The following is a 24,982-nucleotide window of genomic DNA, read 5'->3' on the forward strand; positions in this document are numbered from 1 at the left end:
GGATGACGATCGGGACGCCGCCGATCTCGTGGAGGTCGTTCATCACGCGGTCGCCGCCGGGCGCGAGGTCGGCGATCTTCGGCGTGCGCTGGGAGATTTCGTCGAAGTCCTCGATCTCGAGGTCGACGCCGGCCTCGCGGGCGAGCGCGAGCAGGTGAAGCACGCCGTTGGTCGAGCCGCCGATCGCGGTCTGGAGCGCGATGGCGTTCTCGAAGGATTTGCGGGTGAGGATGTCCGAGGGGCGGCGATCCTCTTCGACGACTTCGACGGCGAGTTCACCGGCGCGGCGGGCGACCTCGTAGCGCTCCTCGTCCTCTGCGGGCGGGGAGGCGCTGCCGAGGGGTGCGAGGCCGAGCGCTTCGGAGATGGACGCCATCGTGTTCGCGGTGAACATGCCGCCACAGGAGCCCGCGCCGGGGCAGGCACTGCGCTCTAAGTCGTCCAGCTCCTCGGCGTCCATCTCGCCGGTGCCATAGGTGCCGACGCCCTCGAAGACGCTGACGATGGTCACGTCCCGGCCCTCGTGCTGACCTGGCATAATCGAGCCGCCGTAGAGGAAGACCGAGGGCAGATCCGTTCGGATCGCGGCCATCATCATCCCGGGCAGGTTCTTGTCACAGCCCGCGACGGTGACGAGGCCGTCGATGCGCTCGCCGAACGTCACGAGTTCGACGCTGTCGGCGATGAGTTCCCGCGAGATGAGCGAGGCCTTCATCCCCTCGGTTCCCATCGAAATCGCGTCCGAGATGGTGATCGTGCCGAACTCGATCGGCATCCCGCCGGCTTCGTCCGCGCCCTCGAGTGCGGACTCGGCGACATCGTCGAGGTGAACGTTACAGGGAGTGATGTCGGCCGCCGGGTTCGGCACGCCGATCATCGGCGAGGAGAGATCGTCGTCGTCGAAGCCCATTGCGCGGAACATCGCCCGGTGGGGTGCCTTCTCCGCCCCTTCGGTGACCTCGCGGCTCCGGAGGCGTTCGTCTTTGCCGTAGTCGAACTCGTCGCTGCTCATGCTCGGACCTTGCGTCGGGAGACCATAAGTCACCGTTTGTCGGTCGTTCTTTCCACGGGTGGCCCCGAGAGTGACCGCGGGCACTGCGACCATCCGGTCACAGTTTGTCCAACTCGCGTGACGTTCACAGATTCTTACCGATCCTGGAGGAAGAAAGTTTATACCCTCCCATTTATCTCATCGAAGCATGGCACGCGACGATCCGGTACAACAGGATTCGGACGCACAGTCAGCCAACCAACTCCCTAATCTCGTGACGATCGTTGGTCGCGGGGTTCCCTCGATGTTCGAAATCGCCGTCGACGGCGAGATCGAGATGGTCGCAGACGACCCCGTTTCCGAGGGTGTCGTGGTTTCTGAGAAGGTTGCAGAGGGAACGATTGATGTGGGTGTCCAGCGATTCCGATTCGACGGCGAGATGGCGAACGTCCACGTAGTCGACTGGAACGGTGTTCCCGCGCCGGAATCCGCGAGTACGCCGACGGTCCACGTCGAGTACGGCGCACCAAGTCGGTAATCACTGCGTGTAACGCCCCTATTCTGCGGTCTTCTGTCTTCTGTCTACTGCCTACTGTCTGCCATCTCCTCTCTGCTAGCTCACAGTGACTGTCGTCAGGCGTTGCCAGCGCCGAAACCTCCTTTCCAAGACCGACCGATAGTGTGTACATATGCCGAACGCGAGCGACCCGAGCGTTGGCCCCACCTCACAGGCCGACAGAGAACACGGCATCACTGTCAGCGCCGGCGCTCGTCTCCACGTCGGCTTCCAGAACCTCTCGCTCGCTCGCGAACGACTCTACGGCGGTATCGGTATCGGACTCGAGACGCCCCGCGTCACCGTCACAGCAACTCGCGCCGACAAACTCGTCGCCGACGACCCGCTCGTTCGTGAGTACGCCGAACGGGCTCTCGACGTCCTCAACGTCCCAGGTGTCGAGATCGGACTCGAGAAGCCACTGCCACGACACGTCGGTCTCGGGAGCGGGACCCAGCTCGCCCTGTCTGTGCTCGCGGCGACGGCTCACGCCTACGGCCAGAATCCACGAGTCAGGACGAACGCACCCGCACTGGGCCGGGGCGGCCGCAGCGGCGTCGGCGTCGCCACCTTCGAGAACGGCGGCTTCGTCGTCGACGCGGGCCACCCGACGAATCGCTTTACGACTGCCCCACCCGAGGAGGGCGACTGGACAGTGCCACCCGTCGTCGCCCGCCACGACCTCCCCAACGACTGGTGCTTCCTCGTGGTCGTCCCTGATGCCGACCCCGGCCGCAGCGGCGAGAACGAGGATGCCAGTATGCGCACCGTCGTCGAACGCGCCGACCCCGCCATCGCGGACGAACTCGCCGGCGTCGTCACCCGGAAACTGCTGCCCGCCGCGGCCGCAGGCCGACTCGAGGCCTTCGGCGAGGCGATCCGCGAAATCGGCCGGAAGAACGGCGCGTGGTACGCGGACGCCCAGGGCGGCGTCTTCCGCCCACCCGCCGGTGAACTGGTGGAGGCACTCGAGTCCTGTCCGGTTCTCTCGGGGATCGGGCAGTCCTCGTGGGGTCCAGTCGTCTACGGCGTCACGGATCGCGGCCACGCCGAGGAAGCGGTCGCCGCGGCCGAGGACGCACTTGCAGAACGCGGGCTGTCGGGTGAGGTACTCGTGTCGCGTGCGGCACCAGTCGGGACGGGTGCAGAGGTTCGGATCGACGGCGAGTGAGGAACGCGAGTGACAGACACTCGCCAGACGTGGCACTTTTGCTCCGGGCGTTCGTACACCCAGGGTATGCAGTTCTGTGACGACTGCGGCTCGATGATGATGGCCGAGGACGACCGGATGGTCTGTACGAACTGTGGCGCCGCGAGCGAACGCGACCGCGAGCGCGAAGACGAGTTCGTCACGACCGAGTCCCAGACCGACGACGAGGTCATCGAGTCCGACGAGAACGCGAACTTCGAGGGCAAGCCGAAGGCGACCGACGTCGTCTGTGACGAGTGTGGCACTCAGGAAGCCTGGTACACGCTGAAGCAGACCGCCTCCGCAGACGAGCCACCCACACGATTCTTCAAGTGCACGGAGTGTGGCCATCGCTGGCGGGGTTACAACTGAGTCAGGGCCGGAACCTCACTCGGCGCTGCCACACCGGACGCAACGTTCACAACGCCCCTCCCATACCTCTAAACGAACGCATAGAGACAGCGGAAACTCACACAGCGCCAGACACAGACACAACCGACATCCAGCCACTCAGCCACCCAGACACCAGACCCAACCAATGCCCAACGGGCCACAACTACCCGGCGTCGAAACCGAGGACACCGCAGACCGCATCGTCCTCCACGTCGACGCCGACTGCTTCTACGCCGCCTGCGAGCGACTCCGCGAGCCCGAACTCCGCGACGAACCCGTCGTCGTCGGCATGGGCTACGAACCCGGCGACACCATCGGCGCCGTCGCAACCGCCAGCTACGAAGCCCGCGAGTTCGGCGTCGAAAGCGCCCAGGCAATCTCGACCGCACTCGAGTCCCTGCCGCGGCGCGCCGCTCTTTCACCAGACACAGAAGACCACGATCCGGACCTGACCGAGGACGAGACCGGCTACTACCGCCCCGTCGATATGGACTTCTACGAGTCCGTCGCGGCCGACGTTCGGGAGATCCTCCACGACTGCGCGGACATCGTCCGCGAGGTGAGCATCGACGAGGCCTACCTCGACGTGACCGAGCGCACCGCCTGGGAGGTCGCGGACGGCTTCGCCCGACACGTCAAGGACCGCATTCGGCGCGAGGTCGGCGTCGTCGTCAGTATCGGCGTCGCGCCGACGATGAGCGCGGCGAAAATCGCGAGCGACTTCGACAAGCCGGACGGGCTGACCGTCGTCGAACCCGGTGCGGTGCGGGAGTTTCTCGCCCCGCTGGATGTCGAGTTGCTCCACGGCGTCGGTCCCGTGACGGCGCGCGAACTTCGGGAGATGGGACTCGAGACGGCCGCCGACGTGGCCGCGGCCGATCCCGATCCGCTGGTCGAGCGCTTCGGCGAGCGCGGTCAGGAACTCTACGATCGCGCCCGCGGCGAGGACGAGCGCCGTGTCGAACCGAAGGGTGACCCCAAGAGTTTCTCTCGGGAGTCGGCCTTCGCCGAGCCGGTCTCCGACCCGGAGCCCAAATACGAACAGATCGAGACTCTCGCGGCGGCCGTCGCCGACCGCGCCCAGCGCGAGGGGGCGCTGTACAGAACCGTCGGTATCAAGGCCGTCCTGCCGCCGTTCGACGTCAACACCAGAGCCCGGTCGCTTCCCGGCCCGGTCGACGATCCCGACCTCGTCGAGCGGATCACCCGCGACCTGTTCGCCGAGTTCGAGACGGAGCCGGTTCGAAAGCTCGGTGTTCGCGTCGCCAATCTCGAGTTCGCGACGGCGGATCAGACGAGTCTCGACGGCTGGGACGGCGCGGCGACAGCGTCCGGTGAGTCTGAAGCAGAGATAGCAGATGTGCGGACTGGTGGGGCAGAATTGGAGGAAACGGAGGGACTCGAGTCCGGTTCAGGTTCAGGTTCAGATCCAGATTCTGGTTCAGAGTCCGAAACAGCATCCGACGCGAGGCCGGAGTCGGAGTCTGACACCGGTCCGGAATCGAACTCCGAGACAGATGCCGTTGCCCGCTACGAGTTTGAAGCCAAGGCCGGATCCGAGGCGGGATCCGAACCCGAGCCTGAACCTGAAACCGAACCCGAGCCCGAACCCGAACCCCACTCCAAAACCGAATCCAGCCCCACTACGAGCGCTGATGGACAGGAAGCACTGACGGCGTTCACCGGTAGTGTCGAACACGACCGTACCACAGAAGACGCAACCACTGACGACGATAGCACACCAGTCGGAACCAGCGATGAAGCCGAGCCCGAATCTACCCAGTCCAAAACGGAGTCGCCTCGGTCATCCCATCGGATACCCGAGGACCAGACAGTACTGGCTGATTTCACATAGTTCCGAGAGGGCAGTGCCACTAACTACCCGCCCCAGTTACCTGGAAAACGGCCGTTCTCGAACCGGCCGACGTTCTAACTGGTCGGAACGACGAGAACACTGATATTATAACAGTTCCCGCACAACGGCAGCGTAGACAGTACGCTCTCGATCGTTTATGACTGAGGATTTCTACGACCTTCTCGAGCTTTCATCCGACGCCTCCCAGGAGGAGATCAAAGACGCCTACCGCGAGAAGGTCCGCGTCTACCACCCCGATTTGAACGACGACGACCGCGCGCAAGCGCAGTTCGTCGCCGTCAAGAAAGCCTACGAAATCCTCAGCGAACCGGTCGAGCGCCAGGCCTACGACCGCCTCGGACATAAAGACTACGTCGCCAAACGAACCAGCGGCATCCCCGACCCCGAAGTCTGGGCGAGTTCGGACGACGACTCGAGTTCGAGTACGGGTACGGGTACGAGTTCCAGTTCCAGTTCTGACACGGGCTCACGCTCGAGTAGGAGTAGCAAGCGAACGACGAAGACGACAGCTGGGCGGTCTTCGACATCGACATCACGGTCGACATCGACGAGTGGGGGCAAAACCGGAGGAAGCGAGCGGAGTAGCAGCCGAAACCGAACGAAGCGCGACTCGTTCAAGTCCAGTCGGAACTCCCGCTCTCGGTCCAGTTCTAACGCCAATACAGGCTCCAGGAGTGGCTCCGGATCCAGTCGGAACTCGAGTTCGTCATCGAGTTCTACCTCTCGTTCCCGGTCCCGTTCACGCTCCGGTTCCAGCACCAGTTCGGGCGGTTCCAGCTCGAGTTCGAGCGGCACCTCGTCCAGTTCCGGCCGCCGGTCGAGTGGGTCGTCGGGGTCGGACTCGAGTTCGTCTTCATCTTCGAAGACGAATACGAGCTCGAATTCGCGTTCCCGAACGAAGACAGAGACGGCGTCGGCCAGCACCTCACGCGGGACAGCGACCAACCGGAACTCGAGGACACGCACACAGCAGGGGTCGGGGACAGCTACTGGTGGGCAGAAGAGCGGAACGGCGAACACCACTGACACCGCCGACTCGAGTACAGCCGCTGATTCCGATTCCGATACCGACGACTCCAACACCCGCTTCACCTGGCTCCGAACCAACCCCCTCGCTCGCTGGTGGCGTCGCCAGCGCTTCGGTCTCGCCTTGCTCTGGCTCTCGGTGCTCGTCTACCTCGCCGGTCTCGCCGACTTCGCGCTCGGCAACGAGACGGGACTCGAGTCGCTCCGTGCCGAACTGGCTGCCGTCGGAACGGACCCTGCCGAGATCTGGGGGGTACTCGAGAGCAGTCGGTACGGCATCGACACCGGCGCGGTGTTCGTCCAGCGCTCGGAGATCGTGACACCGCCAGTCGCACCGATGGAGTGGTACGCTGCGCTGGGTGGGTTCGTCGCGCTCGTGCTCGGGGCGATACTCGTCGTCCGCCTCGGCTGGCGTGAGGAGACCTGGCGGCCGCTCTCGATCGACGAGACCATCCTGCTCGCGATTGCGCTCGGGATTTCGACGACGCTGGTCGGCGGACCGCTGCTCGCCGGCGCGGTGTTGATGCCGTTCCTGTTCACCGTCATCGTCGCGCACACGCGTCGCGGGCCGGGTTGGACGCCGTCGTACGCGTACGTGCTGCCGGTGCTCGCGCCGCTGTGTGGGTTCGCCGCCGGGCTCGCGGGCTACGCGACGCTGCCGGTCGATCTGGTGTTGTTCGTCGTCCTGCCGCTGCTCGGGGCACTCGGGCTCCCGTTGCGGGCGACGATCAGAAAGCACCTCGGCCGCTGAGACGCTGGAAACGGACGCAACGGGACGGAATTCAGCAGCAACAGCAGTACGTCTACCCGATCCGCGTCGCCACGCCCTTCGTCTGTCGATAATCACTCGCCAGAATCCCACGTAGCGTCTCGACAATCGCCTCGCGGTCGTCATCATCCCACTCGGATGGATTTCGAATCGGGACGACCATGAAGCCGCGGCCGCGGATTTCGGTCGCGTGAAGGTCAGCCATATTCAGGTCGAACCGTCGGCGCTGCGTCGTGTACTCTCGGAGGACGTGATCCGTCGCCTGTTCGCCGACCGGCAGCAGAATGTGGGCGTTGATCGCCCGAAGTTCGGCATCGAAGTAGCGCTCGAGTTCCGCGTAGTCGCTCGCAGTCGGCTGGTGACCGTCCGGGAGGCTACACATGTGGACGTAGCTCAGGTAGCAGTTCTCGAGTACGGGCCGGTCGCGGGGGCCGCTCGCGAAGTCGATGTCGGGGTCACGGAGAACGCCCTGAATCGCGTTTCCGTTCGCGATTTCGGTGAAGGGCACGCCGGTTCGCTTCCCGCCGTGGAGACCGGGATGGTCGCCGATGACGTGGAAGTCGGCGTTGGCGTCACCGTAGCCGAAGACGGCGGTCCGTTCGTTGGGGCCGCTCCGATCGAACGGTGGTCTGAGTCCGAACGGGTTGCTCGTCCTGTCGGTGACGTTTTGCACGTTCGTCCGAAGGAGTGGCTGGCTCATAACGGCCGCGGTTGTGGTCTATTGCGTCTGTGTGTTATAGTAGCCACTGGAAGTCACTGCACACCTGATCGCACGATAGCAGCGCGGTTCGGAGCCAGCGCGGTTCGGAGCGAACGAAGTGAGTGAGAATCGCGGACGAGGAGCGGGGAACAGCGTGACCCGCGAGCGAGTGAAATGCGCGAGAACCGCGGACGTCGATCAGTGTGTAACTAGTTCCAGTTGTTACTAGAGTTGCGCTGCTGTTCGTTGGCGCGGTTCGTTGGCACTGTTCGTGCAGCAGACTACCCGTCACGATTCGACAAAGTACTGCCGTGCGCTTCGGCTATCGAGTTCCCACTGTAACAGTTCTCTCCACCCGGCCGCTGTGGATCACTCGCGGTCCGCTGTCAACGGTCAACGGTCAACTGTCGGCTGTCAGCTGTCGGCTAACCGCCTGAATCTACTCCTGTGATCTGTCCGACCGATTCGGACCGCCCGACCTGTTCGATCCGTCCGACTCGTTCGACTGGATCTCTGGACCGCCACCCTCACGCTCATCCGCACTGTCGGATCCCGTCCTCGCTGACTCATCCACAGTGTCTTTCCCCTCAGCTGTCGGTGTCGACTCGTCGCTGTACTCGTATTCGTACTGCTCTGTCTCCCTCTCGTCCGACGATACCTCAGACTCGGTGTCATCACTGACGGTAGTGTCCGGGTTCACGGCGGTGGTACTCGAGTACCCCGAGTCCTCGGTCTGGGTGTGATGCGGGTCGATTGCCAGTGTCGAGCCGATGAGCGTCGAAAGGCCGCGCCGAAGCCGTTGGGAGACTGCGGAGTCGGAGATTCCGAGTTCGTGGCCGAGTTCGACGAGTGTGGTCTCGCGGGGAACGTCGAAGTACCCCGATTCGTAGGCGGCGATGATCAACTCCCGCTGGGCGGTCGTGAGACCGAATCGCTGGTCGTCGCTCGCGCCGACGGCCTCGTGAAGCTGGAGGAGTTCGATCGGGATCTCGCGCTTGACACAGGCAGTGTAGAACGCAGACAGGGAGTCATAAGAGGGGAATCGAAGCCGAAACGTCCACTGGTCGGCGGTTCCCATGGCGTTCGTTACGAGTGCGTCACTCTCCTGGATCGATGCGAGAATTCCGTTGACGGTCGTTGCCCATTCGATTTCGACGAGGACGGTGTCGTCGAACTCGTCGATAATCGAGACACCGGCAACCGTCGACCGGGACTCGAGTGTCGTGACGACGGCGTCGGCGACGTCACCGGGGACCCAGAGGTAGGGGATCACCCCTTCGTTCGTTGGAATTGTCGTTTCGATAGAGACTGTCGCATCGCCTGTGCCGGCGGTATCCAGTACAGAGCCAAGCGGAAATGTCGTTGCTGGAACGGCGACGGTGGCGATAACACTCATCTGTCGGCGGTGGTGCCGATAGTGGTCGGCTGGAGGTGTGGTCTGGCGGTCACGGGGGGATCTCTCGGATGGGGTTGGTCAGCTCTCCCTCGGCGATGCATACTGACTATCTTCGCTGATATATTCCCACGGACTTACAAGTAAGTCCTCGTTAGATATCGAAGTCGTTTATCACAGTCGTGGCAGTCACCCCGAGCAGAGAGTCCGGTCGCCGTTCTGTTGTGTACGTCCGCTGTATTCCGATACCGGCGCGTTCCTGCCGGCGGTTCATATCCAGTGACGGTGACCCATACTCGTTTCGCGGAGGATTTATATTTGGCCGCTGTCTCTCTGGTTACAAATGTATCAGGTCGGCCATTACGGGGCTGCCCTGCTGGTGTACGCGCCGCTTGGGACTGCGGTCGCAGTTGGGGGGTACGAAGGGCTCGCACTCATTGGCGGAGTCATCACTGTCGCGCTCTCGACGCTGCCGGATTTCGACCAGCAAGTGCCGCTGATCGACCATCGTGGACCCACGCACACGGTCGGGTTTGCGCTGCTCGTTGGGATCCTCGTTGCGACGGCCGCTGCCCTGCTGGTCGGCCAGTCGTCACCGTTCGTGGGGCTCGGGCTGATTGCGTTCGCGTTCACTGTTGGGACGCTCGCAATCGTCTCACATCTTCTTGCAGACGTACTCACGCCGATGGGGATCCGTCCGTTCTGGCCGCTTTCGGGCCGACACTACACGCTTGACCTGACGCGGGCAGCGAATCCGGTCGCGAACTACGTGTTGTTCGGTCTCGGCGTCGGTGCCATCGTCTGTGCGGTCGGTGTCGTGGCGATGATCGGGTGATGGACTCCGTAACTTCTAACCTGTGTGCCGTGGCCCGAGAAACGGAGTCTCGTTACTGCTGGGTCCGATAGATCGCGACACCGAACGCGAGAAAGAGCACGCCGGCGAGGACGAGATACAGTTGATCGAGAGCGGGGTTGAGCGTCATCACCGCACGACGCCCGAGGTAGGTTACGGCGAGCGTGAGGACGGTCATCCCGGCGAGCGAGCCGAGAAGTGTCCGATCCTGTCGCCGCCAGTTAGTCACCATGGTGGCAACGATGACGGATGCGAGCAGCGAGAGGGTGACGCCGTACTGGAGCAACTGTACCGTCGGAGAGTAGTCCGAGACGAGCCCCAGATCGGTCGGGCTAAGCGCGACGTGCAGTGGCAGTGAGATCAACCCAAGCGCCAGCACTGCAGGGATGTGAGCGGACCGAAGGCGTGGTTTCCAGACGAGTGCCGTCGCGACGACGAACATTGCGAAGATGAGAATTGCAGTCCAGAAGTGCAGCGAGAGAATCTCCATCTCGTAGCTCAGAACCGTCTCGCGGCCGAGGTAGACCTGAATCGGCGTCAAGACCATCCCGAGGACGACGAGCGTTGCGACGCGGCGGTCAACGTCAGGGCTGCGCCACGCCGAGACGGCGGAGCCGACGATGGCAAAGCCCGCGAACATGGCGACGAAGCGGTGGAACCACTCGTAGAAACTCGGCAGATTGGCTGGCAGCAGGTTGAACGGCCCGGCATCACACTGCGGCCAGTTCGCTTCACAGGCGAGTCCCGACCCAGTTGCCTTCGCGGCGACACCAAGCAGGATCGTTCCGGCGACGAGCACGAGCGTCGTCGCGAGCAGGTGCGGCACACCGAACCTGGCGATCAGCGAGCGAAGTCCCCTATCGGCGGTTTGGCTGTCGGACGACACGAATACGCGGGGGTTAGGACCAGCCGTACTTACATTGCCCGAGTCGTGGTCAGTCAAAGGTCACCGAACACGTACAGGCCCCTCCATCAGGACTGTGGCGCCGGATCAGTGGTTCGTCGGATTCAAGACGCCGCCACGCCAGCACCCGGCATGGACAAACGCGCGCGACTGGACGACTATCTCGAGCGCAACGAACTCGAGTCGGTCTGGTTCGCCCGACCGAACGCCTTCGCCTGGCTTACCGGCGGTAACAGCGTTGTCGACCGGGAGACGCCGACCGGCGTGGCCGTCGCCGGCTACGACGGCGACGACGGCGACGACGTGCGGATCGTGACGACGAACAACGAAGCGAACCGAATCGAAGCTGAGGAGCTACCGGACCTCGACGCAGACACCGTCTCCGTCGAGCAGTTCGGCTGGCACACCGACTCGCTCGCCGAGGTGATCGCCGCCCGCGTCGGCGAGGACGAGCGCGCTGCCGCCGACATCGACATTCCCGGTCTCGAGCGAGTCGATCCGACGCCGCTCCGGCAACCGCTAACCGAACAGGACCAGGAGCGCTACCGGCGACTCGGCCAGGAGACTGCCGCTGCCGTCGAATCCGTCTGCCGAGAGCTGCGGTCGGGGGACAGCGAACACGAGGTGGCCTCTGCACTGCGGGTTGCGCTCTCGGCACGGAATATCGAAGCCCCAGTCATCCTCGTCGGCGGCTCCGAGCGCGCACAGCGCTATCGCCATTATACGCCGACTGACGCCGAACTCGGCGACTACGCGCTCGTCTCGGTGACGACCGAGCGGGCCGGCCTCCACGCGAGTTGTACCCGAACCGTCGCGTTCGACGCACCCGAGTGGCTGATTGACCGCCACGAAGCCGCCGCACGCGTCGAGACAACCGCACTCGCCGCGACGCGCAAAGCCGCCGCCACCGGCGGCACAGCCGGCGACGTGTTCGGTGCGATTCAGGACGCTTACGACGAGGTCGGCTATCCCGGTGAATGGAACGAACATCACCAGGGCGGCGCTGCCGGCTTTTCCGGCCGCGAGTGGATCGCAACGCCCGACCATGAGGCGAGCGTCGTCGCGCCAATGGCCTACGCCTGGAATCCGACTATCGAGGGCGCGAAAAGCGAAGATACCGTGTTGCTCGCTGATGGTGAGTTCGAGGTCCTGACGACAACCGATCGCTGGCCGACGACGACGGTGCAGGCTGTTGCATCTGCTGGTGAAACTGCACGCGGGCACGGAGGCGAAGGCGAAACAAAAAGCGATCTCGAGCTCGAATTAGAACGAGAACTCGAGCGCCCAGCCGTACTCGAGTTAGACTGACTGGCCAACGAAGGAGCTCCCAAACCGTAGTTGCGAGGAGCGGCCGAGTTTCGGCAGACAGCGGATGTCAGACGTGTTATCGGCCGCGGGTGTCTGACGAGTCGGTGTCGGGGGATGGATCCGTGTCGGCTGCTGATTCGTCGACGGTTGTGTTTGTGTCCTCAGCTGCGTCGGTGTCGTCGTTGTCAACCGTGATAGTCACCGGTTCGGAGCCGTTGGCCTGGGAATCACCAGTTCCGCCTGCGGAGCGGTCGAGTACGCGGTCGAGCGTAAAGATGGTGTTCAGTTCCTGCTGGACCTGGTCGACGACGCCGCCGACGAGGTCGCTCGGCTGGATTGCGGTGTACTCGTAGGGATTGTTCCCCGCGCCTTCGCTGGCGCGTTTCTGGCGTGTGACGCGCTCTTCGTCGTGGAGTTCGGCGAGGGCTTCGCGAACGGTACTCGGATAGAGACCGGTCCCCTTCGCGACCTCCTCTGAGGTGCTTGCGGGGTGGGCGAGCAGGTGGACGTAGATTTTCGCGCGGGTTTCGGTGTCGAGGATCCACGAGAGCAGGTCGACGATACGTTGGTCGACTTCTTCGACGGCGGCTGTTCGCACGCCCTCGCTGGAGTCGTCGTTCTCGGTTGCCTCACTGGGTTCGCCCGCCTCGTTGGCCACGTTGGCCACGCTGGCCTCGTTTGTCTCGCTGGTTTCGCTGGGGCTGCCAGCACTACGGTCGGCTTCACTCCGAGTGTCAGGGTCACCATTAGCATCAGCATCAGCATCAACATCAACGTCGGCGTCTGCGTCGCCGTCAGTGGCGTTGACCGCTGTCGAATCGGGGACGCTCCGACCGTCGGCTCCCGTCTCGTCGTCAGCCTGGGCAGACGGCCGGCTGTCACCCGTGGTGTCGTCCACCTGTCGCTCGGTTGTATCGTCTGGATCCATGTGTCCTCTTGCCCGGGACAAAGTCTCGCTGCTGGTTAAACCTTTGTGAGCGCCTGTAGCGGGTAAATCTCGGCTGACGCGCCGATTGTGACCGTCCAGTTAGTGACTGGGTCGTCCGGAGTGCCCAGTCCAGTATCACTTTCACTCCGGTAGCACACACCTTTTAGCCTCCCCGTTAGTACAAGGGGATGATGACGTCGTTCCAGTCGACACTCGGTGAGGAATCGGGGATCGCCGAGGAGCTGGCGGAGAGCCAGCAAGCGATCTCCATCGCCGAGTTCTTCGAGAAGAACAAGCATATGCTCGGCTTCGACAGCGGTGCTCGAGGCCTCGTCACGGCCGTCAAAGAGGCCGTCGACAACGCGCTTGACGCCGCCGAGGAAGCCGGTATTCTCCCGGATATCTACGTCGAAATACAGGAGGAAGGCGACTACTACCGCCTGATCGTTGAGGACAACGGACCGGGACTCACCAAGGAATCGCTGCCGAAGGTCTTCGGGAAGCTCCTCTATGGCTCTCGCTTCCACGCCCGCGAACAGTCCCGCGGACAGCAGGGGATCGGTATCTCCGCCGCCGTGCTCTACTCTCAGCTCACGAGCGGCAAACCCGCGAAGATCACCAGCCGGACCGAAGGCACAGACGAGGCACAGTACTTCGAACTCATCGTCGACACGGACGACAACGAACCCGAGATCAGCGTCGAGGAGACGACGACCTGGGACCGCCCACACGGGACGCGCATCGAACTCGAGATGGAGGCGAACATGCGCGCCCGCCAGCAACTTCACAACTACATCAAGCACACGGCGGTCGTCAACCCTCACGCCCGACTCGAGCTTCGCGAACCCAAGGCACACTTCAAATTCGAGCGGGCGACGGATCAGTTGCCGAAGGAGACCGAAGAGATCCGCCCACACCCACACGGTGTCGAACTCGGGACCGTGATCAAGATGCTCGCGGCGACCGACTCCCAGACCGTCTCCGGCTTCTTACAGGAGGAGTTCACCCGCGTCGGGAAAAAGACCGCCGAGTCGGTCATCGACGCGTTCCGCGACCGTCACTACGGCCGCGAGATGCGCTGGCGGCCGCCCGAAAGTCACGAGTCGGTCGATCTCGACGCAGCAGTTACCGACGCCACCGCGAACAAGGGAGCAGACGCGACGGCTGCGTTCGCCGGAGCAATCGAAGACGAGGTCGCCGACTTCGACCGAATCGCTCACTACGAACTGCGCGATGTCGTCGACTCCGCGGCTGACGACGTCGAAGACGAGCACGGAACGACGTTCGGCGACACCGTCCGCGAGAACGCCGTCGACGCAGTCTGGCTCGAACTCATCGACGCCGCACCGGCGGACGATGACGAAGCAGCCGAACCAGCGGCCGACGACGCTATTGAGAGCGAGTCCCGCCTCGTCGCCGACCTTTACAACCTCGCCGACGACGCCACGAGCACCCGTAAGGACGACGAGGTCATCCAGGCCTTCGCCGTCCGACTCGCCGGCACGTTCGAGGACGAAACCGACGACGACCCGCGTCACCGGCTCACCCACACGACGCTGCGGGAGTACATCGACCGCGCGGCCGAACTCACCGAGGAGTACGACGATGTCGCGTTCGGCGACACCGCCCGCGAGAACGTCGTCGAGGCGATCTGGGACGTGATGGCTACCGTCCCCGATGACCCGCCGCTCGTGCGCGAACTCGAGGGCGACCGCGACGCGACGAGCGATCTGGTCGACGGAATGCGTGCAACCGACATCATGGCCCCGCCGACGCGGTGTCTCTCACCCATTTCCGACGACCTCATCCAGGCCGGCCTGGAGAAGGAGTTCGATGCGGAGTTCTACTCCTCGGCGACGCGAGACGCCGAAGTTCACGGCGGCGATCCGTTCGTCGTCGAAGCCGGCATCGCCTACGGCGGCGAACTGCCGGCCGAAGGCAGCGCGAACGTGATGCGATTCGCAAACCGCGTCCCGCTGGTCTACCAGCGCGGCGCGTGTGCCACGACCGACGTGGTCAAATCCATCGGCTGGCGCAACTACGGGCTCGACCAACCCGGCGGCTCCGGACTCCCCAACGGCCCCGTCGTCATCATGGTCCACGTCGCCTCGACGAACGTGCCGTTCACCAGCGAATCGAAAGACGCCGTCGCGAACGTCCCCGAAATCGAAGACGAAATTGAGCTCGCGATCCGGGAAGCCGCCCGCGACCTCAAAAGCTTCCTCAACAAGCGCCGCTCGATGCAAAAGCGCCGGAAGAAACAGAACGTCCTCGGCACCATCCTGCCCGAGATGGCCGAGAAGGTCGCCGAGGTCACCGGTCGCGACGAACCCGACATCGACGACGCCATCGCCCGCATCATGAACAACGTACTCGTCGAGCGCGAGCTCGAACAGAACGGCGACGGCCAGGCCGTCTCCGTCGTCGTCGAGAACAACTCGAGTACGAACGAGACGCTCGAGATCACCGACATCGTCTCGGCCGAACCGAGCAGTCTCTCCGACGGCGCGACCGTCGTCGAGATGGACGGCGAGTGGTTCGTCAAGTGGGAAGCCGACGTGTCGAGCGGCGACGACGCGGTACTCGAGTACGAGGTTGCAGACGACGCGAGCTTCGATCTGGACGTGAAGGGTGTCGAAACCGAGAAACTGACGGTGAAACAGTAATATGAGCGCAGACAACGAGCAAGCCAGAGAGCAGTTGATCGATCTCGCGGCGCAGTTCTACGACCAGTTCGAACTGGGCGAGATTCCACACATGTCCGTCCCAACGCGGACGAAGAACAACATCGAGTACGACGAGGAGATGGACGTCTGGGTCTACGGCGACCGCGAATCGACCCGCTCGGCCAACTCTGTCCGTGGCGCACGCAAACTGTTGAAGGCCGTTTACACCATCGAGTTCCTCGCGGACCAGTTAGAGGAAGACCGCTCCTCGACCCTGCGTGAACTCTACTACCTCTCCGAAAGCTGGGACAACAAGGAGGCCCAGTTCAACGACCAGGACGAGTCCAACGGCCTAATCGAGGACCTTGAAATCGTCTCCGGTGTCACCCGTGAGGACTTCCACATGCGTCCGGAGGAGTCCGGTGCGACTCTCATGGGGCCGCTGCACCTGCGTGAGCAGACCCGTCGCGGCGAGCGCGAGATACACTGCCAGGAAGATGTCGGCGAGGGTGGCTACCAGATTCCGAACAACCCGGACACGATCGAGTTCCTGGGCACCGACGCGGACTTCATTCTCGCGGTGGAGACCGGTGGGATGCGCGACCGCCTCGTCGAGAACGGCTTCGACGAGGAGTACAACGCGTTGATCGTCCACCTGAAGGGCCAGCCCGCCCGTGCGACCCGGCGAATTACGAAGCGCCTACACGACGAACTCGACCTGCCAGTCACGGTCTTCGCCGACGGTGACCCGTGGTCGTACCGGATCTACGGCTCGGTCGCCTACGGCTCGATCAAGTCGGCACACCTCTCGGAGTACCTCGCAACGCCCGAGGCACAGTACATCGGCATTCAACCTGCGGACATCGTCGAGTACGACCTGCCGACCGATCCGCTGTCGGATTCGGACATCAACGCGCTGGAGAGTGAACTCGAGGACCCGCGCTTCCAGACGGAGTACTGGGAGGAACAGATCGAGTTGCAGTTGGAGATCGAGAAGAAGTCCGAACAGCAGTCGCTCGCGTCCCACGGTCTGGACTTCGTGACGGATACGTATCTGCCGGAGCGTCTCGACGCGATGGGAGTTATCTAACGGCCCACTAAACGAGTAACTGCTACCGGAATCAGAGGCAGAACATGACGACCGAGGAAGGTTCAGAGCCCGGTACCCCGCTCAATGAAATGATGGACGGCATCCGACGAGAACTCATTCAGCAGGTGGCAGCGGCTGACCGGGACGCGAACCGAGATATCTACGACGCGCTTGAAGACGAGTAACGAACTACGGTATTATTGGTTTGCACTCACCACCTGGGCTAGCGTCTGTGAGTGCCGACAGTGCACTCAACGTACAAACCCCGTTCTCGACTTCATGATCGCTACAGATTCGAACTGACCATAGCTAGTGTAAGACAGGGAAAACCTCATGTTTTTATACAGATACCGTGTAGGACAAACAATGGACAGCGATTCAGACCGAATTTTCGGGTACCCACGCAAGACAGTGCTACTCGAGATCTGTCGAATCTCGTATGCAGTCGGGATTACTGCCGCCATAATGATTATCGCGTCGTTTAGCCTTTATTGGGTTGATACAGGAGCACTGGGAAGCGCAGAATCAATCGTTGGTGGTCTACTGTTTGTGGTTTTTCCGCTAGTGCTCGTCTTTGGCTTGTATATGTATGACCGCCGCCACGAACGTGACTTGATTATTGCAGATGCAGTACTGCATGTGGTTCGCCCCATTGCCGTGCTGATTCGTCTTCTCCGGGGTGCAGGACCGTAACGATTATACGTTGCAGCACTGCTACCAGATTATAGAGCGGCCGGTAGGTCACTGTGACAACTGACTTCTCGATACTGAACGCTGTTCTCGACGAAGATGCGTGGAAGTGCGTAAATTGCTTTCAGTTGGCACTCACGATCTTGATTACCATATCTGAGTACACACAGTGTACACAACGTATAAACTCGATATTGATTTTCTTTGACCTTCGCGGTCACTACAGGTGCATACCGAACTTTTGCTCTGCGGGCGCGACTCCGTCGCGCCCTCGGCAAAACTTCGATGAAAAGCACTCCTCCCTCCCCTACGGGTCGGTCGTCGGCCCGCTCGCTCACTCCGTTTGCTCGCGGTGAGTGCACACTGCTTGCCCTGTACTGATCACCGCGCCCGCCTAAAACGCAGAGTCTTATTTGTCACAATATAGTCAGTTAGTAGATACGATCTTGATTACGTCCCCTTCTGTGAGCTCGTACTCCTCACCTACGTCCCGGCCCGACTTCGCGTCCACCGCGTGAAGGTACCCGTCGCCGATGTCAGAGTGGACTGCGTAAGCGAGGTCGACCGGCGTCGCTCCGTCTGGCAACAAGAACGCATCCGGAAGCACGTTCCCACTCCCGTCGGACCACTTCGACGCATCCTCGACGGGATAGGCCGTCAGGTGATCGAGCAGATCATACACCGCGTAGTCCAGCGCCGACTGGATACCCGTCCCGTCCCACTCGCCCATCGTGTCGGCGAGGTCCTCGAGTGCACCCCGCTGTGCATCGCTCACGCCGTCGCCGATCTCGAGTGCCTCGTCGCCGGGGTCGTAGTCGACGAGGTCGTTGTCGGCGGCGCGCCGGAGCGCGAGTTCGCCCTCGGCCGTGGTCGGAATGACCGGCTTGTCGAGTTCGAGCAGTCGCTCGACGTTTTCCTGGGGGGCCACGTCGATCTTGTTCGCCGCGACGACGATCGGCTTGGTTCGCTGGCGGACGTCACGGGCGAGCGCCTCGCGGTGCTCGTCCTCCCACTGAATGGGGTCCTCGGGGTAGTCCAGGTCTCGGAGGACCGTCGCGATCTGTGTCGGCGAGGCACCGAAGCCCGAGAGCATGTCTGCGAGCGCCTCGTCGATGTCGAAGTCAGGCGAGCGGGACTTTCGCTCGACGGACTCCCAGTTTCGCGCGACGATATCCGCGAGCCAGAGGTCCATCTCCTCCTCGACGAAGTCGATGTCCTCGAGTGGGTCGTGTTCGCCGATGTCCACGGGTTCGCCCTTTTCGTTGGTGCCGCCGGAGGCGTCGATCACGTTGATGATGACGTCGGCGTTCGTGAGTTCGTCGAGGAACTGGTTCCCCAGACCCTTGCCCTCGTGTGCGCCGGGGACGAGACCGGCGACGTCGATGAGTTCGATCGGGACGTAGCGTTTGCCGTCCTCGCAGTCGTCGGCGTTGCAGCGCTCTTCGCGCTCGAGACAGGGGCAGTCGGTGCGGACGTAGCTCACGCCGCGGTTGGCGTCGATGGTCGTGAACGGGTAGTTGGCGACGTCGACTTCGGCCATCGTTGCCGCGGTGTAGAACGTGGACTTGCCGGCGTTTGGCTTTCCGGCAAGCGCGATCGAAAGCATGGGAACCAGTAGCTCCGTCCGCTCAAATTGTCTTTCGGTTCTGGCACACGATTCTGCAGGGACGGTCCGGCGACACGAGCCACCAGCCGCGGATGCTCTGGGCCGAAAGAGGGGTCTAGCGCGTTGGGCTGCCCAGCTTCCCGAAGAGCTCGGCCGCTTCCTCGAGGACGTCGACGACGTCGAACGCTTCGAGTTCGAGGAGTTCATCGGCCGGGTCAGCGAGCGCTCGGAAGTCGGCGAGGACGATCAGGCCGATGCCGCGTTCCACGCCCAGCTCGTCATGGAAGTCGTGACTGCGGCCGTCGAACCGGGTGCGATCAACGACGTTCGCGACCAGGTGCCGACCGACGAGGGGTACGGCAATCTGTTCGATCTGGCCGAACAGGAGGAGAGTCCGCGCTGACTGCTGGCCGCGAACCGCGAGCCGCGAACCGCTGGCACTACTCGTTCACTCTTCGTTTGGTCGTTCACTCTACTCGAGTAGACCGACACACATCCGAAATCGAGATTCCAGCCGAGGGCACGGCTGGGACCGAGATTGGGCTGGACCGAGTCTGGTTTCCGACCGTCGTCCCGGAGGTGACGAAACTACAACTCGATCGCCATCATCACCTCGTCTACGTAGTGACCGTTGAGTTTGTAGTGATCCTCACGAACCGCCTCCGTCTCCCAGTCGTGCGTCTCGAGGAACGCGATCGCCTCCTCGTTGCTCGAGGGGACGCTCTGGTAGACCTTTTCGTACTCATTCGAGCCTGCCCACTCGAGTCCACGCGCGAGCAGGTGCGAGCCGATGCCGTGACCGCGGTAGCCTTCCACGACACCGACGGTGAGTTCGGCCGTGTGGCTCAGCTTCTCGAGTTCGGGTGCGTAGAGGTGAACCCAGCCGACGACCTCGTCTTCGACGGTTGCGACGAAGAACATCCGGGACTCGAGTTCGTTGTGTCTGAGCAGGGCCTGCTCGTGGTCGATTTCGTCGGCGACGCTCTCGCCTTCGATATAGGTTTTCTCCTCTGCAACCTGTCGAATTGCGCCGACGATGCCCGCGAGGTCTTCCTGTCTGGCCGGGCGGATGTGGAACGAGACCTCGCCGGCGGCATACTCCTCTTCGGCTCCGGCATCGATCGTGACGTGGAGTTCGCCGTCGGTCTCCTCGAGTTGGCCGTCGCGTTTGAGGATCGCGACGTGGTGGCGAAAGCCGCCAGGGTCGATTCCGAGTCGCTCCTGGACCTCGTCGGGAGAGACGGTGCCGTGGCGTTCGACGTACTCGTAGATAGCCTTCCGGTCGGCGTGGCCGAACTCGAGTGTATCTCGTAGTGCCATGGTATAACACACCACTCGGTGCCACTTAACCGTTGGCGCGCTGTGTTCGTCCGGACTTAAAGCACTCATCGATACAGGCGGGGGGCTTTGCCTGTCGACGCTAACCACTTTGGTGGTGGGATGGCTGGACGAACGATATCACGGCGTTGGGATGTCTCTCTCGGGTGGTTCCCGTCCGAACGATGAGTGAAAATATGGTGACTGTGGCCCTAAGTGGTGGGGCGCTAGCGATTGCGGTCGCTGTTGGCCTGCTAGCACACGAGTGGATGCACGCGGTTGTCCTCCGTGTTGCACGGATCGATTACAATCTCACGTACTTCCCGGGGAGTGGTGCGGGATTTGCAGGCGTACTCGCCGGACGTCCGTGGGCGGTCGTACACCCACGACCGCGCGGACACGAACCTGCGTGGATACTTCGGGTCGCGGCACTCGCGCCGCTTTCGCTTGCAGTTCCCGTCTTCGCCGTTGGTGCTGGATTCGTCTCGCCCGTTCCGGTTCCCGTTGACATCGACACGACGATTGCGACGGCGTTTGCAATCGGCTGGCTCGCCTGTGCGATTCCGAGTCCGCAAGACTTCTCGGTCGCGTTCTACGCACACCGTGCACTCAAGCCAGTAGCTGACTCCCCATCGGTGGGCACTCGTTCCCGCGCTGATTGACGGTCGCCGGGAACCCACCGCCGGGATGGCTTTTGTGTCCGCCTTCGTGTTTTCGCTTTCGTCTTTTTGATTGTAGCGGGGGTTCTGTTCGTATTCGTGTTCGTACTTGCAGTTCTGCACCAGGTAGCGTCTCGACTGAACGTAGAACACAGGTCACCATCTCGGGTGATCGATTTCCTCTCAGAAGGTGTGTCTGGAAGACGGCGACAGGCACACAGCCACGAATGCCTGCCGCCGACGATTGAGCAGAGTGTTCCACCGGCACTCGCAGTTGTCAGTCGATAGCCAATGCGTCGCGGGGTCGGCGGGTAGCCGACATGAGAAGTAACGATCTGTCCACTAATCAATCTAGTTGTTGTGGCCAATATGCCACTATCGCTCGAACTATTGTACGATCATCTCCATAGAGACGTCTTATATTTCGAACGTCTAATTTCCGAGGGGCGTCCGAAGTGCAACTACCCGTTCGTCGCGTTTCCTGCCGATATACGGCTGACAACCAGTGGTTCTCACAGCACGCGAGGCAGGGGTGACTATACGTACGATATCGTGATAGTCACGGGTGCCGGACGTAGTCCGGTATACAGGGACGAAAGACAGGGCCGACCAGTAGTCGTCGCCGCTGCAGTGCACCTACGACGGGATATCGGCGTGTGACGTACCCGTCTACGTGCTTCGGTTCGTACCGCTGGAGTCGATTGCGTTCGCCAGTGAGGTCGTGACATTGTCCCCGCATGTACACGACCGCTTACCGTCTCAGTGGCCAATCGATCGCGTGCCTCACGCGCTTATCCACCTCCCACCACCCACCCCACTTCCCCTCACCATCCACCCCTCACATCCACCGTTTTTTCGCTCACCTGTGTTGTATCGAACGCGCCTCAGAGCGAACGTCGATAGTTACAGTGTGGGCAGAACAACAGACCATCTGCGGCCATCAGATAGCTGCGCTCACAGTGTGCACACGGTGCGCCAATCGAGATGTTCGCCGCATGTGCGACAGCGACGAGCGTATTCTGGAGTTGAATGAGCTGTTGCTCTGGAACGGTAACCATCCGATCCGTGTTGTCCGCCCGCCGAACAGCGTCCGGGTCATCCTCGGACCGAGATCCACTACGTTCGGCGGTCTTGGTGTCCTCATCATCCTCACTCTCGTTGTGGTCATCACCAGTATCCCGACTCGTCCGCCGGCCAGTTGCCGACCGGTCATCACGACCACGTCGGTCGAGTGGGACACTCGGGTCGAGCCGTTGCGAGCGGGCGATACTGGAACGGGCGTGCCGGGCATGCCGCTGCCGCCCGTCACGCGGTTGTGATCGGTACAGCCGCTGCTCATTGTCCACTGGTACTGGGGGTGTCATCGATACACATAGGTACCGCTCTGCTAAAACGGTCGCGCCCCTCACTGTCAGCGACGGTCAGTTCGGCTGATAGAACATCGCTTCACTCTGTTGTGGTATGGGATGGCAAAGCTTGCCCGCAGCTAATGCATTATTACCGTGTACTCTCAATGTCGGAGTGGTCTCGTAGCCGGATTACTCCCCCTACTGCGAGGCTAGCATTCCAACACGTCTGCAACACGTGTATTTCGTCTGTCAGGGATGACTACCCTGACACTCTTCAGACTGCGCTCTCGTTACTGATCCGGTTCCTCACCAGTACCTGTAGCTCTCCTGGTGTGTCACGTCTGTTGTTGTATGAGACGACAGGCTATAGTAGCCACTGAAAGTCAGTGCACACCCAATCGCACGAAGGCTGTGCGATTAGCGTGTAAACAGTTTCAGTTGTTACTATAGTGNGCTATAGTAGCCACTGAAAGTCAGTGCACACCCAATCGCACGAAGGCTGTGCGATTAGCGTGTAAACAGTTTCAGTTGTTACTATAGTGGGATAGCTGAGCCGCACAGATACCCGCTGACACGGCCAACACACGCCGACACACACACTCACACTCACGTCGACACTCTCTGACTATAGATACCGGTCGAACTCGAGTATCCAATAAAAAGAGCCCGCGCTCACAACGTTATTTGTGGTGAGGAAATGGGTCGGAGGGATTTGAACAACGCCCGAGAACCTGATCACTGCGTTCGCAGAACCTCGGTCTCGTTCAAATTCTCCGAATTACATACCTACGCCTCACGAGTTTGTTCGGCGCAGAGGTATGGGGTCGGAGGGACTTGAACCGCGAGGACTTCGCTTCGCTCGTCCTCTGGGCTCAAATCCTCCTCGTTCAATTACTGTCGCTCGCGGATTTGCTCGCGATAGAAATGGGGTCGGAGGGATTTGAACCCCCGATCGACTGATATCTCCGGTGCGCCTCGGAACTCCAGAGGGTCATCACACGGACACTGATCAGGTGTCCGATCAGTATATCAGTCTGGAGTGTCGTCCCGGGCGCGGTGCCTCTGGAGTCAGTCGCCATCCCTGGCTTGGCCACGACCCCTCGATATCTCGTTGGGGGATGGTGCCTAAAGTGGTTTCGATTCGGACTAGAGCCAGGGGGCGCGTCCTTCGGTTTCGGTGGTGTCGTCACCGGGGTAGGCTCCGTTGTCGTCGTCATCCTGGCTGGTCGACTGTTCGGGGCCGGGATCCTGTGCCTGAACCTGTGGTTGTTTGCGCTTACGTTCAGATTCCGGTTCGGACTCGGACTGGGTCTCGGTCTCGGCCGCAGTCGTGTCTGCATCTTTCTTCGAACCCGAATCGCCTGCCGCAGCGGTTGCAACGGGCGTTGACTCGTCGGAACTGTCCTCACCACCATCGGCGAGTGGCCCGGTTCCGACAGCCGGGACGAACGACGACGGCGTTGGTGACGAGTTCGACGACCTCGTTGGACTCCGTGATGGCGTCCTGGTGTTCGTGGGTGCCGACGCAGTCGTGGAAACCGGTGCCGGGCCGTCAGATGGTCCGTCCGAGCTGGCAGACTTCGAGTCGCGTTCGAACGGGAACTCGATCGCGAACAGGGCGGCCACGACGAGCGCAGCCAGCGGTGCCTGTCCGAACGCCATGCCGAGCAGCGACAGTGGTAACAGTCCAAGCGCGACAGCACTGCCGAAACGGAAGCGGTCGATATCCATGTACTCGCGCAGGTACGGACCGCTAACCGCAATGGCGAGTGCGAAGGCGACGCCGGCCACTGCTGCGAGCGTCGCGTTCACGACGAGCGTGGGGTCGTCCATCATGGTGAACGCAGCACCGTTCGGGTCGATGCTTGCGACCAGCCCAAGCCCGATGATGACACCCGGACTCGGGAGGTACTCGCCGATAGTCGCGCTGGCAGTCTTGGCGGCGATCGCGAGGATAACGACCGCAGCGAAGCGCGTGATGATCTCCTCGTTTAGGACCGTCTCGATCGCCGGCGCAAGTGCGGCTTGCACGGCGGCGAGCAGTATGAGCGGAATCCCGACGAGCAGGACGATTGCGACCTGCTCGCGGGGCGTCCCGTTCATCTCGGCGAGCATGACGGCGACGGTTGCACTACCACCGAAGATGAGGAGACCGACCTGAACGGCGCTCCATGGGTCGTCGATCGCACCCGCCAGAATGAGCGCCGGGAAGACGCCATCGATCAGCGGGAGCATCATCACGAGCGCCAACAGCTTGGCGTCACCACCGACTAACCGCTCGAGGCGGAGTGCGACCGGGTGCTGAGATGCGCTCATCGCTTAGGAACGATGGCCATGACCCGAGGCCGATGGGTGATATGATAACCGGTCACGCACGGACAGGTTCGGTACCCGCCAGTTCGTCCGGATACGGCCTCGTGCTGTGAGTTTGAAAGGAAGTGTAAATTTCCCGAACATATTTTTGGCGACGGAGACGGCGTTCGTCCGGCCAACGGTTCGGGTCTCGCTGGAACTCACAGCGTTCATACACGAGTGGAACACCGGGCTATCAATAAACGTTGCGTGAGATACGGTTACACAACTCGGCATACTTTCGCCGTCAACGCGCAGATCCTGACGAAGGTGCACTTATCTGCCCGACAGGTGGTATCCCTCAACCTGGACCGCGTAAACGGTGGACGCCAGACCAGACAGTTCGACGGTTGTCCGATCACGCTAT

General features: G+C 62.1%; 23 protein-coding genes, 1 tRNA gene and 1 pseudogene. 15 read left to right on the top strand and 10 right to left on the bottom strand.

What is annotated here, in order from left to right; translation table 11 throughout:
- Positions 1 to 1,012 (bottom strand): dihydroxy-acid dehydratase domain-containing protein (locus C483_RS03050; protein WP_006651882.1); only part of this gene is annotated, 1,012 nt, incomplete at its 3' end.
- Between the two features lie 187 nt (positions 1,013 to 1,199).
- Here C483_RS03050 and C483_RS03055 point away from each other — a divergent pair.
- The 5 genes and pseudogenes from C483_RS03055 to C483_RS20730 all read left to right on the top strand — a co-directional run.
- Positions 1,200 to 1,529, top strand: coding sequence for a hypothetical protein (locus tag C483_RS03055; RefSeq protein ID WP_006651883.1), 330 nt, complete (start codon positions 1,200 to 1,202; stop codon positions 1,527 to 1,529).
- Between the two features lie 151 nt (positions 1,530 to 1,680).
- Positions 1,681 to 2,718 carry a beta-ribofuranosylaminobenzene 5'-phosphate synthase family protein gene (locus C483_RS03060; RefSeq protein ID WP_006651884.1) on the top strand — a complete coding sequence of 346 codons (1,038 nt, stop codon included), beginning with the start codon at positions 1,681 to 1,683 and terminating at the stop codon, positions 2,716 to 2,718.
- Positions 2,719 to 2,784: 66 nt separating this feature from the next.
- On the top strand, positions 2,785 to 3,108 hold the full coding sequence (locus C483_RS03065; RefSeq protein WP_004216366.1) for a transcription factor S: 324 nt from the start codon (positions 2,785 to 2,787) through the stop codon (positions 3,106 to 3,108).
- Between the two features lie 166 nt (positions 3,109 to 3,274).
- The gene (locus tag C483_RS03070; protein ID WP_006651885.1) at positions 3,275 to 4,984 is read left to right on the top strand and encodes a DNA polymerase Y family protein; all 1,710 of its coding nucleotides are present in this window, start codon (positions 3,275 to 3,277) and stop codon (positions 4,982 to 4,984) included.
- Between the two features lie 157 nt (positions 4,985 to 5,141).
- Positions 5,142 to 5,276: pseudogene (locus C483_RS20730) on the top strand (DnaJ domain-containing protein); the annotation flags it as partial.
- A gap of 77 nt (positions 5,277 to 5,353) precedes the next feature.
- Here the strand turns inward: C483_RS20730 and C483_RS20735 are convergent.
- A complete protein-coding gene (locus C483_RS20735) occupies positions 5,354 to 6,088 on the bottom strand; it encodes a hypothetical protein (protein ID WP_241431468.1) in 735 nt (244 codons plus the stop codon).
- Between the two features lie 67 nt (positions 6,089 to 6,155).
- Here C483_RS20735 and C483_RS20740 point away from each other — a divergent pair, with 67 nt between their 5' ends.
- Positions 6,156 to 6,782: a hypothetical protein gene (locus tag C483_RS20740; RefSeq protein WP_006651887.1), complete on the top strand. Its 627-nt coding sequence runs from the start codon at positions 6,156 to 6,158 to the stop codon at positions 6,780 to 6,782.
- Positions 6,783 to 6,834: 52 nt separating this feature from the next.
- Here C483_RS20740 and C483_RS03085 read toward each other — a convergent pair whose 3' ends face one another.
- Both C483_RS03085 and C483_RS03090 read right to left on the bottom strand, forming a co-directional pair.
- Positions 6,835 to 7,500 carry a uracil-DNA glycosylase family protein gene (locus C483_RS03085; RefSeq protein WP_006651888.1) on the bottom strand — a complete coding sequence of 222 codons (666 nt, stop codon included), beginning with the start codon at positions 7,498 to 7,500 and terminating at the stop codon, positions 6,835 to 6,837.
- 439 nt (positions 7,501 to 7,939) lie between these two features.
- Positions 7,940 to 8,896, bottom strand: coding sequence for a helix-turn-helix domain-containing protein (locus tag C483_RS03090; protein WP_006651889.1), 957 nt, complete (start codon positions 8,894 to 8,896; stop codon positions 7,940 to 7,942).
- A gap of 340 nt (positions 8,897 to 9,236) precedes the next feature.
- On the opposite strand from C483_RS03090, the gene C483_RS03095 reads away from it, so the two are divergent.
- Entirely contained in the window at positions 9,237 to 9,728 is a 492-nt protein-coding gene (locus C483_RS03095) for a metal-dependent hydrolase (protein WP_006651890.1), read from the top strand.
- Between the two features lie 52 nt (positions 9,729 to 9,780).
- Here C483_RS03095 and C483_RS03100 read toward each other — a convergent pair whose 3' ends face one another.
- A complete protein-coding gene (locus C483_RS03100) occupies positions 9,781 to 10,632 on the bottom strand; it encodes a COX15/CtaA family protein (protein WP_049912401.1) in 852 nt (283 codons plus the stop codon).
- 150 nt (positions 10,633 to 10,782) lie between these two features.
- Here C483_RS03100 and C483_RS03105 point away from each other — a divergent pair, with 150 nt between their 5' ends.
- The gene (locus C483_RS03105; RefSeq protein WP_006651892.1) at positions 10,783 to 11,958 is read left to right on the top strand and encodes a M24 family metallopeptidase; all 1,176 of its coding nucleotides are present in this window, start codon (positions 10,783 to 10,785) and stop codon (positions 11,956 to 11,958) included.
- 76 nt (positions 11,959 to 12,034) lie between these two features.
- Here C483_RS03105 and C483_RS03110 read toward each other — a convergent pair whose 3' ends face one another.
- Complete coding sequence (locus C483_RS03110; RefSeq protein ID WP_006651893.1) at positions 12,035 to 12,886, bottom strand: helix-turn-helix domain-containing protein; 852 nt, start codon at positions 12,884 to 12,886, stop codon at positions 12,035 to 12,037.
- A gap of 191 nt (positions 12,887 to 13,077) precedes the next feature.
- Between C483_RS03110 and C483_RS03115 the strand changes: the two genes are divergently transcribed.
- From C483_RS03115 to C483_RS03125, 4 genes are all read left to right on the top strand, one after another.
- A complete protein-coding gene (locus C483_RS03115) occupies positions 13,078 to 15,552 on the top strand; it encodes a DNA topoisomerase VI subunit B (protein WP_006651894.1) in 2,475 nt (824 codons plus the stop codon).
- Between the two features lies 1 nt (position 15,553).
- Entirely contained in the window at positions 15,554 to 16,642 is a 1,089-nt protein-coding gene (locus C483_RS03120) for a DNA topoisomerase IV subunit A (protein ID WP_006651895.1), read from the top strand.
- Between the two features lie 44 nt (positions 16,643 to 16,686).
- Positions 16,687 to 16,827 (top strand): hypothetical protein, encoded by a 141-nt coding sequence (locus C483_RS20340; protein WP_006651896.1) that lies wholly within the window; start codon positions 16,687 to 16,689, stop codon positions 16,825 to 16,827.
- A gap of 181 nt (positions 16,828 to 17,008) precedes the next feature.
- Positions 17,009 to 17,335: a hypothetical protein gene (locus C483_RS03125; RefSeq protein ID WP_006651897.1), complete on the top strand. Its 327-nt coding sequence runs from the start codon at positions 17,009 to 17,011 to the stop codon at positions 17,333 to 17,335.
- Between the two features lie 424 nt (positions 17,336 to 17,759).
- Here the strand turns inward: C483_RS03125 and C483_RS03130 are convergent, their stop codons facing one another.
- Positions 17,760 to 18,938: a redox-regulated ATPase YchF gene (locus C483_RS03130; protein ID WP_006651898.1), complete on the bottom strand. Its 1,179-nt coding sequence runs from the start codon at positions 18,936 to 18,938 to the stop codon at positions 17,760 to 17,762.
- Between C483_RS03130 and C483_RS03135 the strand changes: the two genes are divergently transcribed.
- Positions 18,937 to 19,341 (top strand): DUF2267 domain-containing protein, encoded by a 405-nt coding sequence (locus C483_RS03135; protein WP_006651899.1) that lies wholly within the window; start codon positions 18,937 to 18,939, stop codon positions 19,339 to 19,341. The genes C483_RS03130 and C483_RS03135 overlap by 2 nt on opposite strands.
- Before the next feature lie 185 nt (positions 19,342 to 19,526).
- Here the strand turns inward: C483_RS03135 and C483_RS03140 are convergent, their stop codons facing one another.
- Positions 19,527 to 20,258 (bottom strand): bifunctional helix-turn-helix transcriptional regulator/GNAT family N-acetyltransferase, encoded by a 732-nt coding sequence (locus C483_RS03140; RefSeq protein ID WP_006651900.1) that lies wholly within the window; start codon positions 20,256 to 20,258, stop codon positions 19,527 to 19,529.
- A 194-nt stretch (positions 20,259 to 20,452) separates the two neighbouring features.
- Here C483_RS03140 and C483_RS03145 point away from each other — a divergent pair, with 194 nt between their 5' ends.
- Both C483_RS03145 and C483_RS20195 read left to right on the top strand, forming a co-directional pair.
- Positions 20,453 to 20,917 carry a hypothetical protein gene (locus C483_RS03145; RefSeq protein ID WP_049912409.1) on the top strand — a complete coding sequence of 155 codons (465 nt, stop codon included), beginning with the start codon at positions 20,453 to 20,455 and terminating at the stop codon, positions 20,915 to 20,917.
- A 992-nt stretch (positions 20,918 to 21,909) separates the two neighbouring features.
- Positions 21,910 to 22,233 (top strand): hypothetical protein, encoded by a 324-nt coding sequence (locus C483_RS20195; protein WP_160166248.1) that lies wholly within the window; start codon positions 21,910 to 21,912, stop codon positions 22,231 to 22,233.
- A gap of 955 nt (positions 22,234 to 23,188) precedes the next feature.
- Here C483_RS20195 and C483_RS19815 read toward each other — a convergent pair.
- Both C483_RS19815 and C483_RS03155 read right to left on the bottom strand, forming a co-directional pair.
- Positions 23,189 to 23,363, bottom strand: a tRNA-Trp gene (locus C483_RS19815).
- Between the two features lie 46 nt (positions 23,364 to 23,409).
- Positions 23,410 to 24,579 (bottom strand): DUF5794 domain-containing protein, encoded by a 1,170-nt coding sequence (locus C483_RS03155; protein ID WP_006651903.1) that lies wholly within the window; start codon positions 24,577 to 24,579, stop codon positions 23,410 to 23,412.
- Between the last annotated feature and the right edge of the window lie 403 nt (positions 24,580 to 24,982).

Source organism: Natrialba hulunbeirensis JCM 10989 (assembly GCF_000337575.1).
Classification (GTDB): domain Archaea; phylum Halobacteriota; class Halobacteria; order Halobacteriales; family Natrialbaceae; genus Natrialba; species Natrialba hulunbeirensis.

Coding starts and splice junctions, on each gene's coding strand:
- C483_RS03115 (WP_006651894.1), top strand. CDS start 13,078: ATGACGTCGTTCCAGTCGACACTCGGTGAGGAATCGGGGATCGCCGAG.
- C483_RS03060 (WP_006651884.1), top strand. CDS start 1,681: ATGCCGAACGCGAGCGACCCGAGCGTTGGCCCCACCTCACAGGCCGAC.
- C483_RS03145 (WP_049912409.1), top strand. CDS start 20,453: ATGGTGACTGTGGCCCTAAGTGGTGGGGCGCTAGCGATTGCGGTCGCT.
- C483_RS20340 (WP_006651896.1), top strand. CDS start 16,687: ATGACGACCGAGGAAGGTTCAGAGCCCGGTACCCCGCTCAATGAAATG.
- C483_RS03120 (WP_006651895.1), top strand. CDS start 15,554: ATGAGCGCAGACAACGAGCAAGCCAGAGAGCAGTTGATCGATCTCGCG.
- C483_RS03125 (WP_006651897.1), top strand. CDS start 17,009: ATGGACAGCGATTCAGACCGAATTTTCGGGTACCCACGCAAGACAGTG.
- C483_RS03085 (WP_006651888.1), bottom strand. CDS start 7,500: ATGAGCCAGCCACTCCTTCGGACGAACGTGCAAAACGTCACCGACAGG.
- C483_RS03105 (WP_006651892.1), top strand. CDS start 10,783: ATGGACAAACGCGCGCGACTGGACGACTATCTCGAGCGCAACGAACTC.
- C483_RS03140 (WP_006651900.1), bottom strand. CDS start 20,258: ATGGCACTACGAGATACACTCGAGTTCGGCCACGCCGACCGGAAGGCT.
- C483_RS03065 (WP_004216366.1), top strand. CDS start 2,785: ATGCAGTTCTGTGACGACTGCGGCTCGATGATGATGGCCGAGGACGAC.
- C483_RS03070 (WP_006651885.1), top strand. CDS start 3,275: ATGCCCAACGGGCCACAACTACCCGGCGTCGAAACCGAGGACACCGCA.
- C483_RS03135 (WP_006651899.1), top strand. CDS start 18,937: ATGGGAACCAGTAGCTCCGTCCGCTCAAATTGTCTTTCGGTTCTGGCA.
- C483_RS03130 (WP_006651898.1), bottom strand. CDS start 18,938: ATGCTTTCGATCGCGCTTGCCGGAAAGCCAAACGCCGGCAAGTCCACG.
- C483_RS20195 (WP_160166248.1), top strand. CDS start 21,910: ATGTGCGACAGCGACGAGCGTATTCTGGAGTTGAATGAGCTGTTGCTC.
- C483_RS03155 (WP_006651903.1), bottom strand. CDS start 24,579: ATGAGCGCATCTCAGCACCCGGTCGCACTCCGCCTCGAGCGGTTAGTC.
- C483_RS03055 (WP_006651883.1), top strand. CDS start 1,200: ATGGCACGCGACGATCCGGTACAACAGGATTCGGACGCACAGTCAGCC.
- C483_RS03110 (WP_006651893.1), bottom strand. CDS start 12,886: ATGGATCCAGACGATACAACCGAGCGACAGGTGGACGACACCACGGGT.
- C483_RS03090 (WP_006651889.1), bottom strand. CDS start 8,896: ATGAGTGTTATCGCCACCGTCGCCGTTCCAGCAACGACATTTCCGCTT.
- C483_RS03095 (WP_006651890.1), top strand. CDS start 9,237: ATGTATCAGGTCGGCCATTACGGGGCTGCCCTGCTGGTGTACGCGCCG.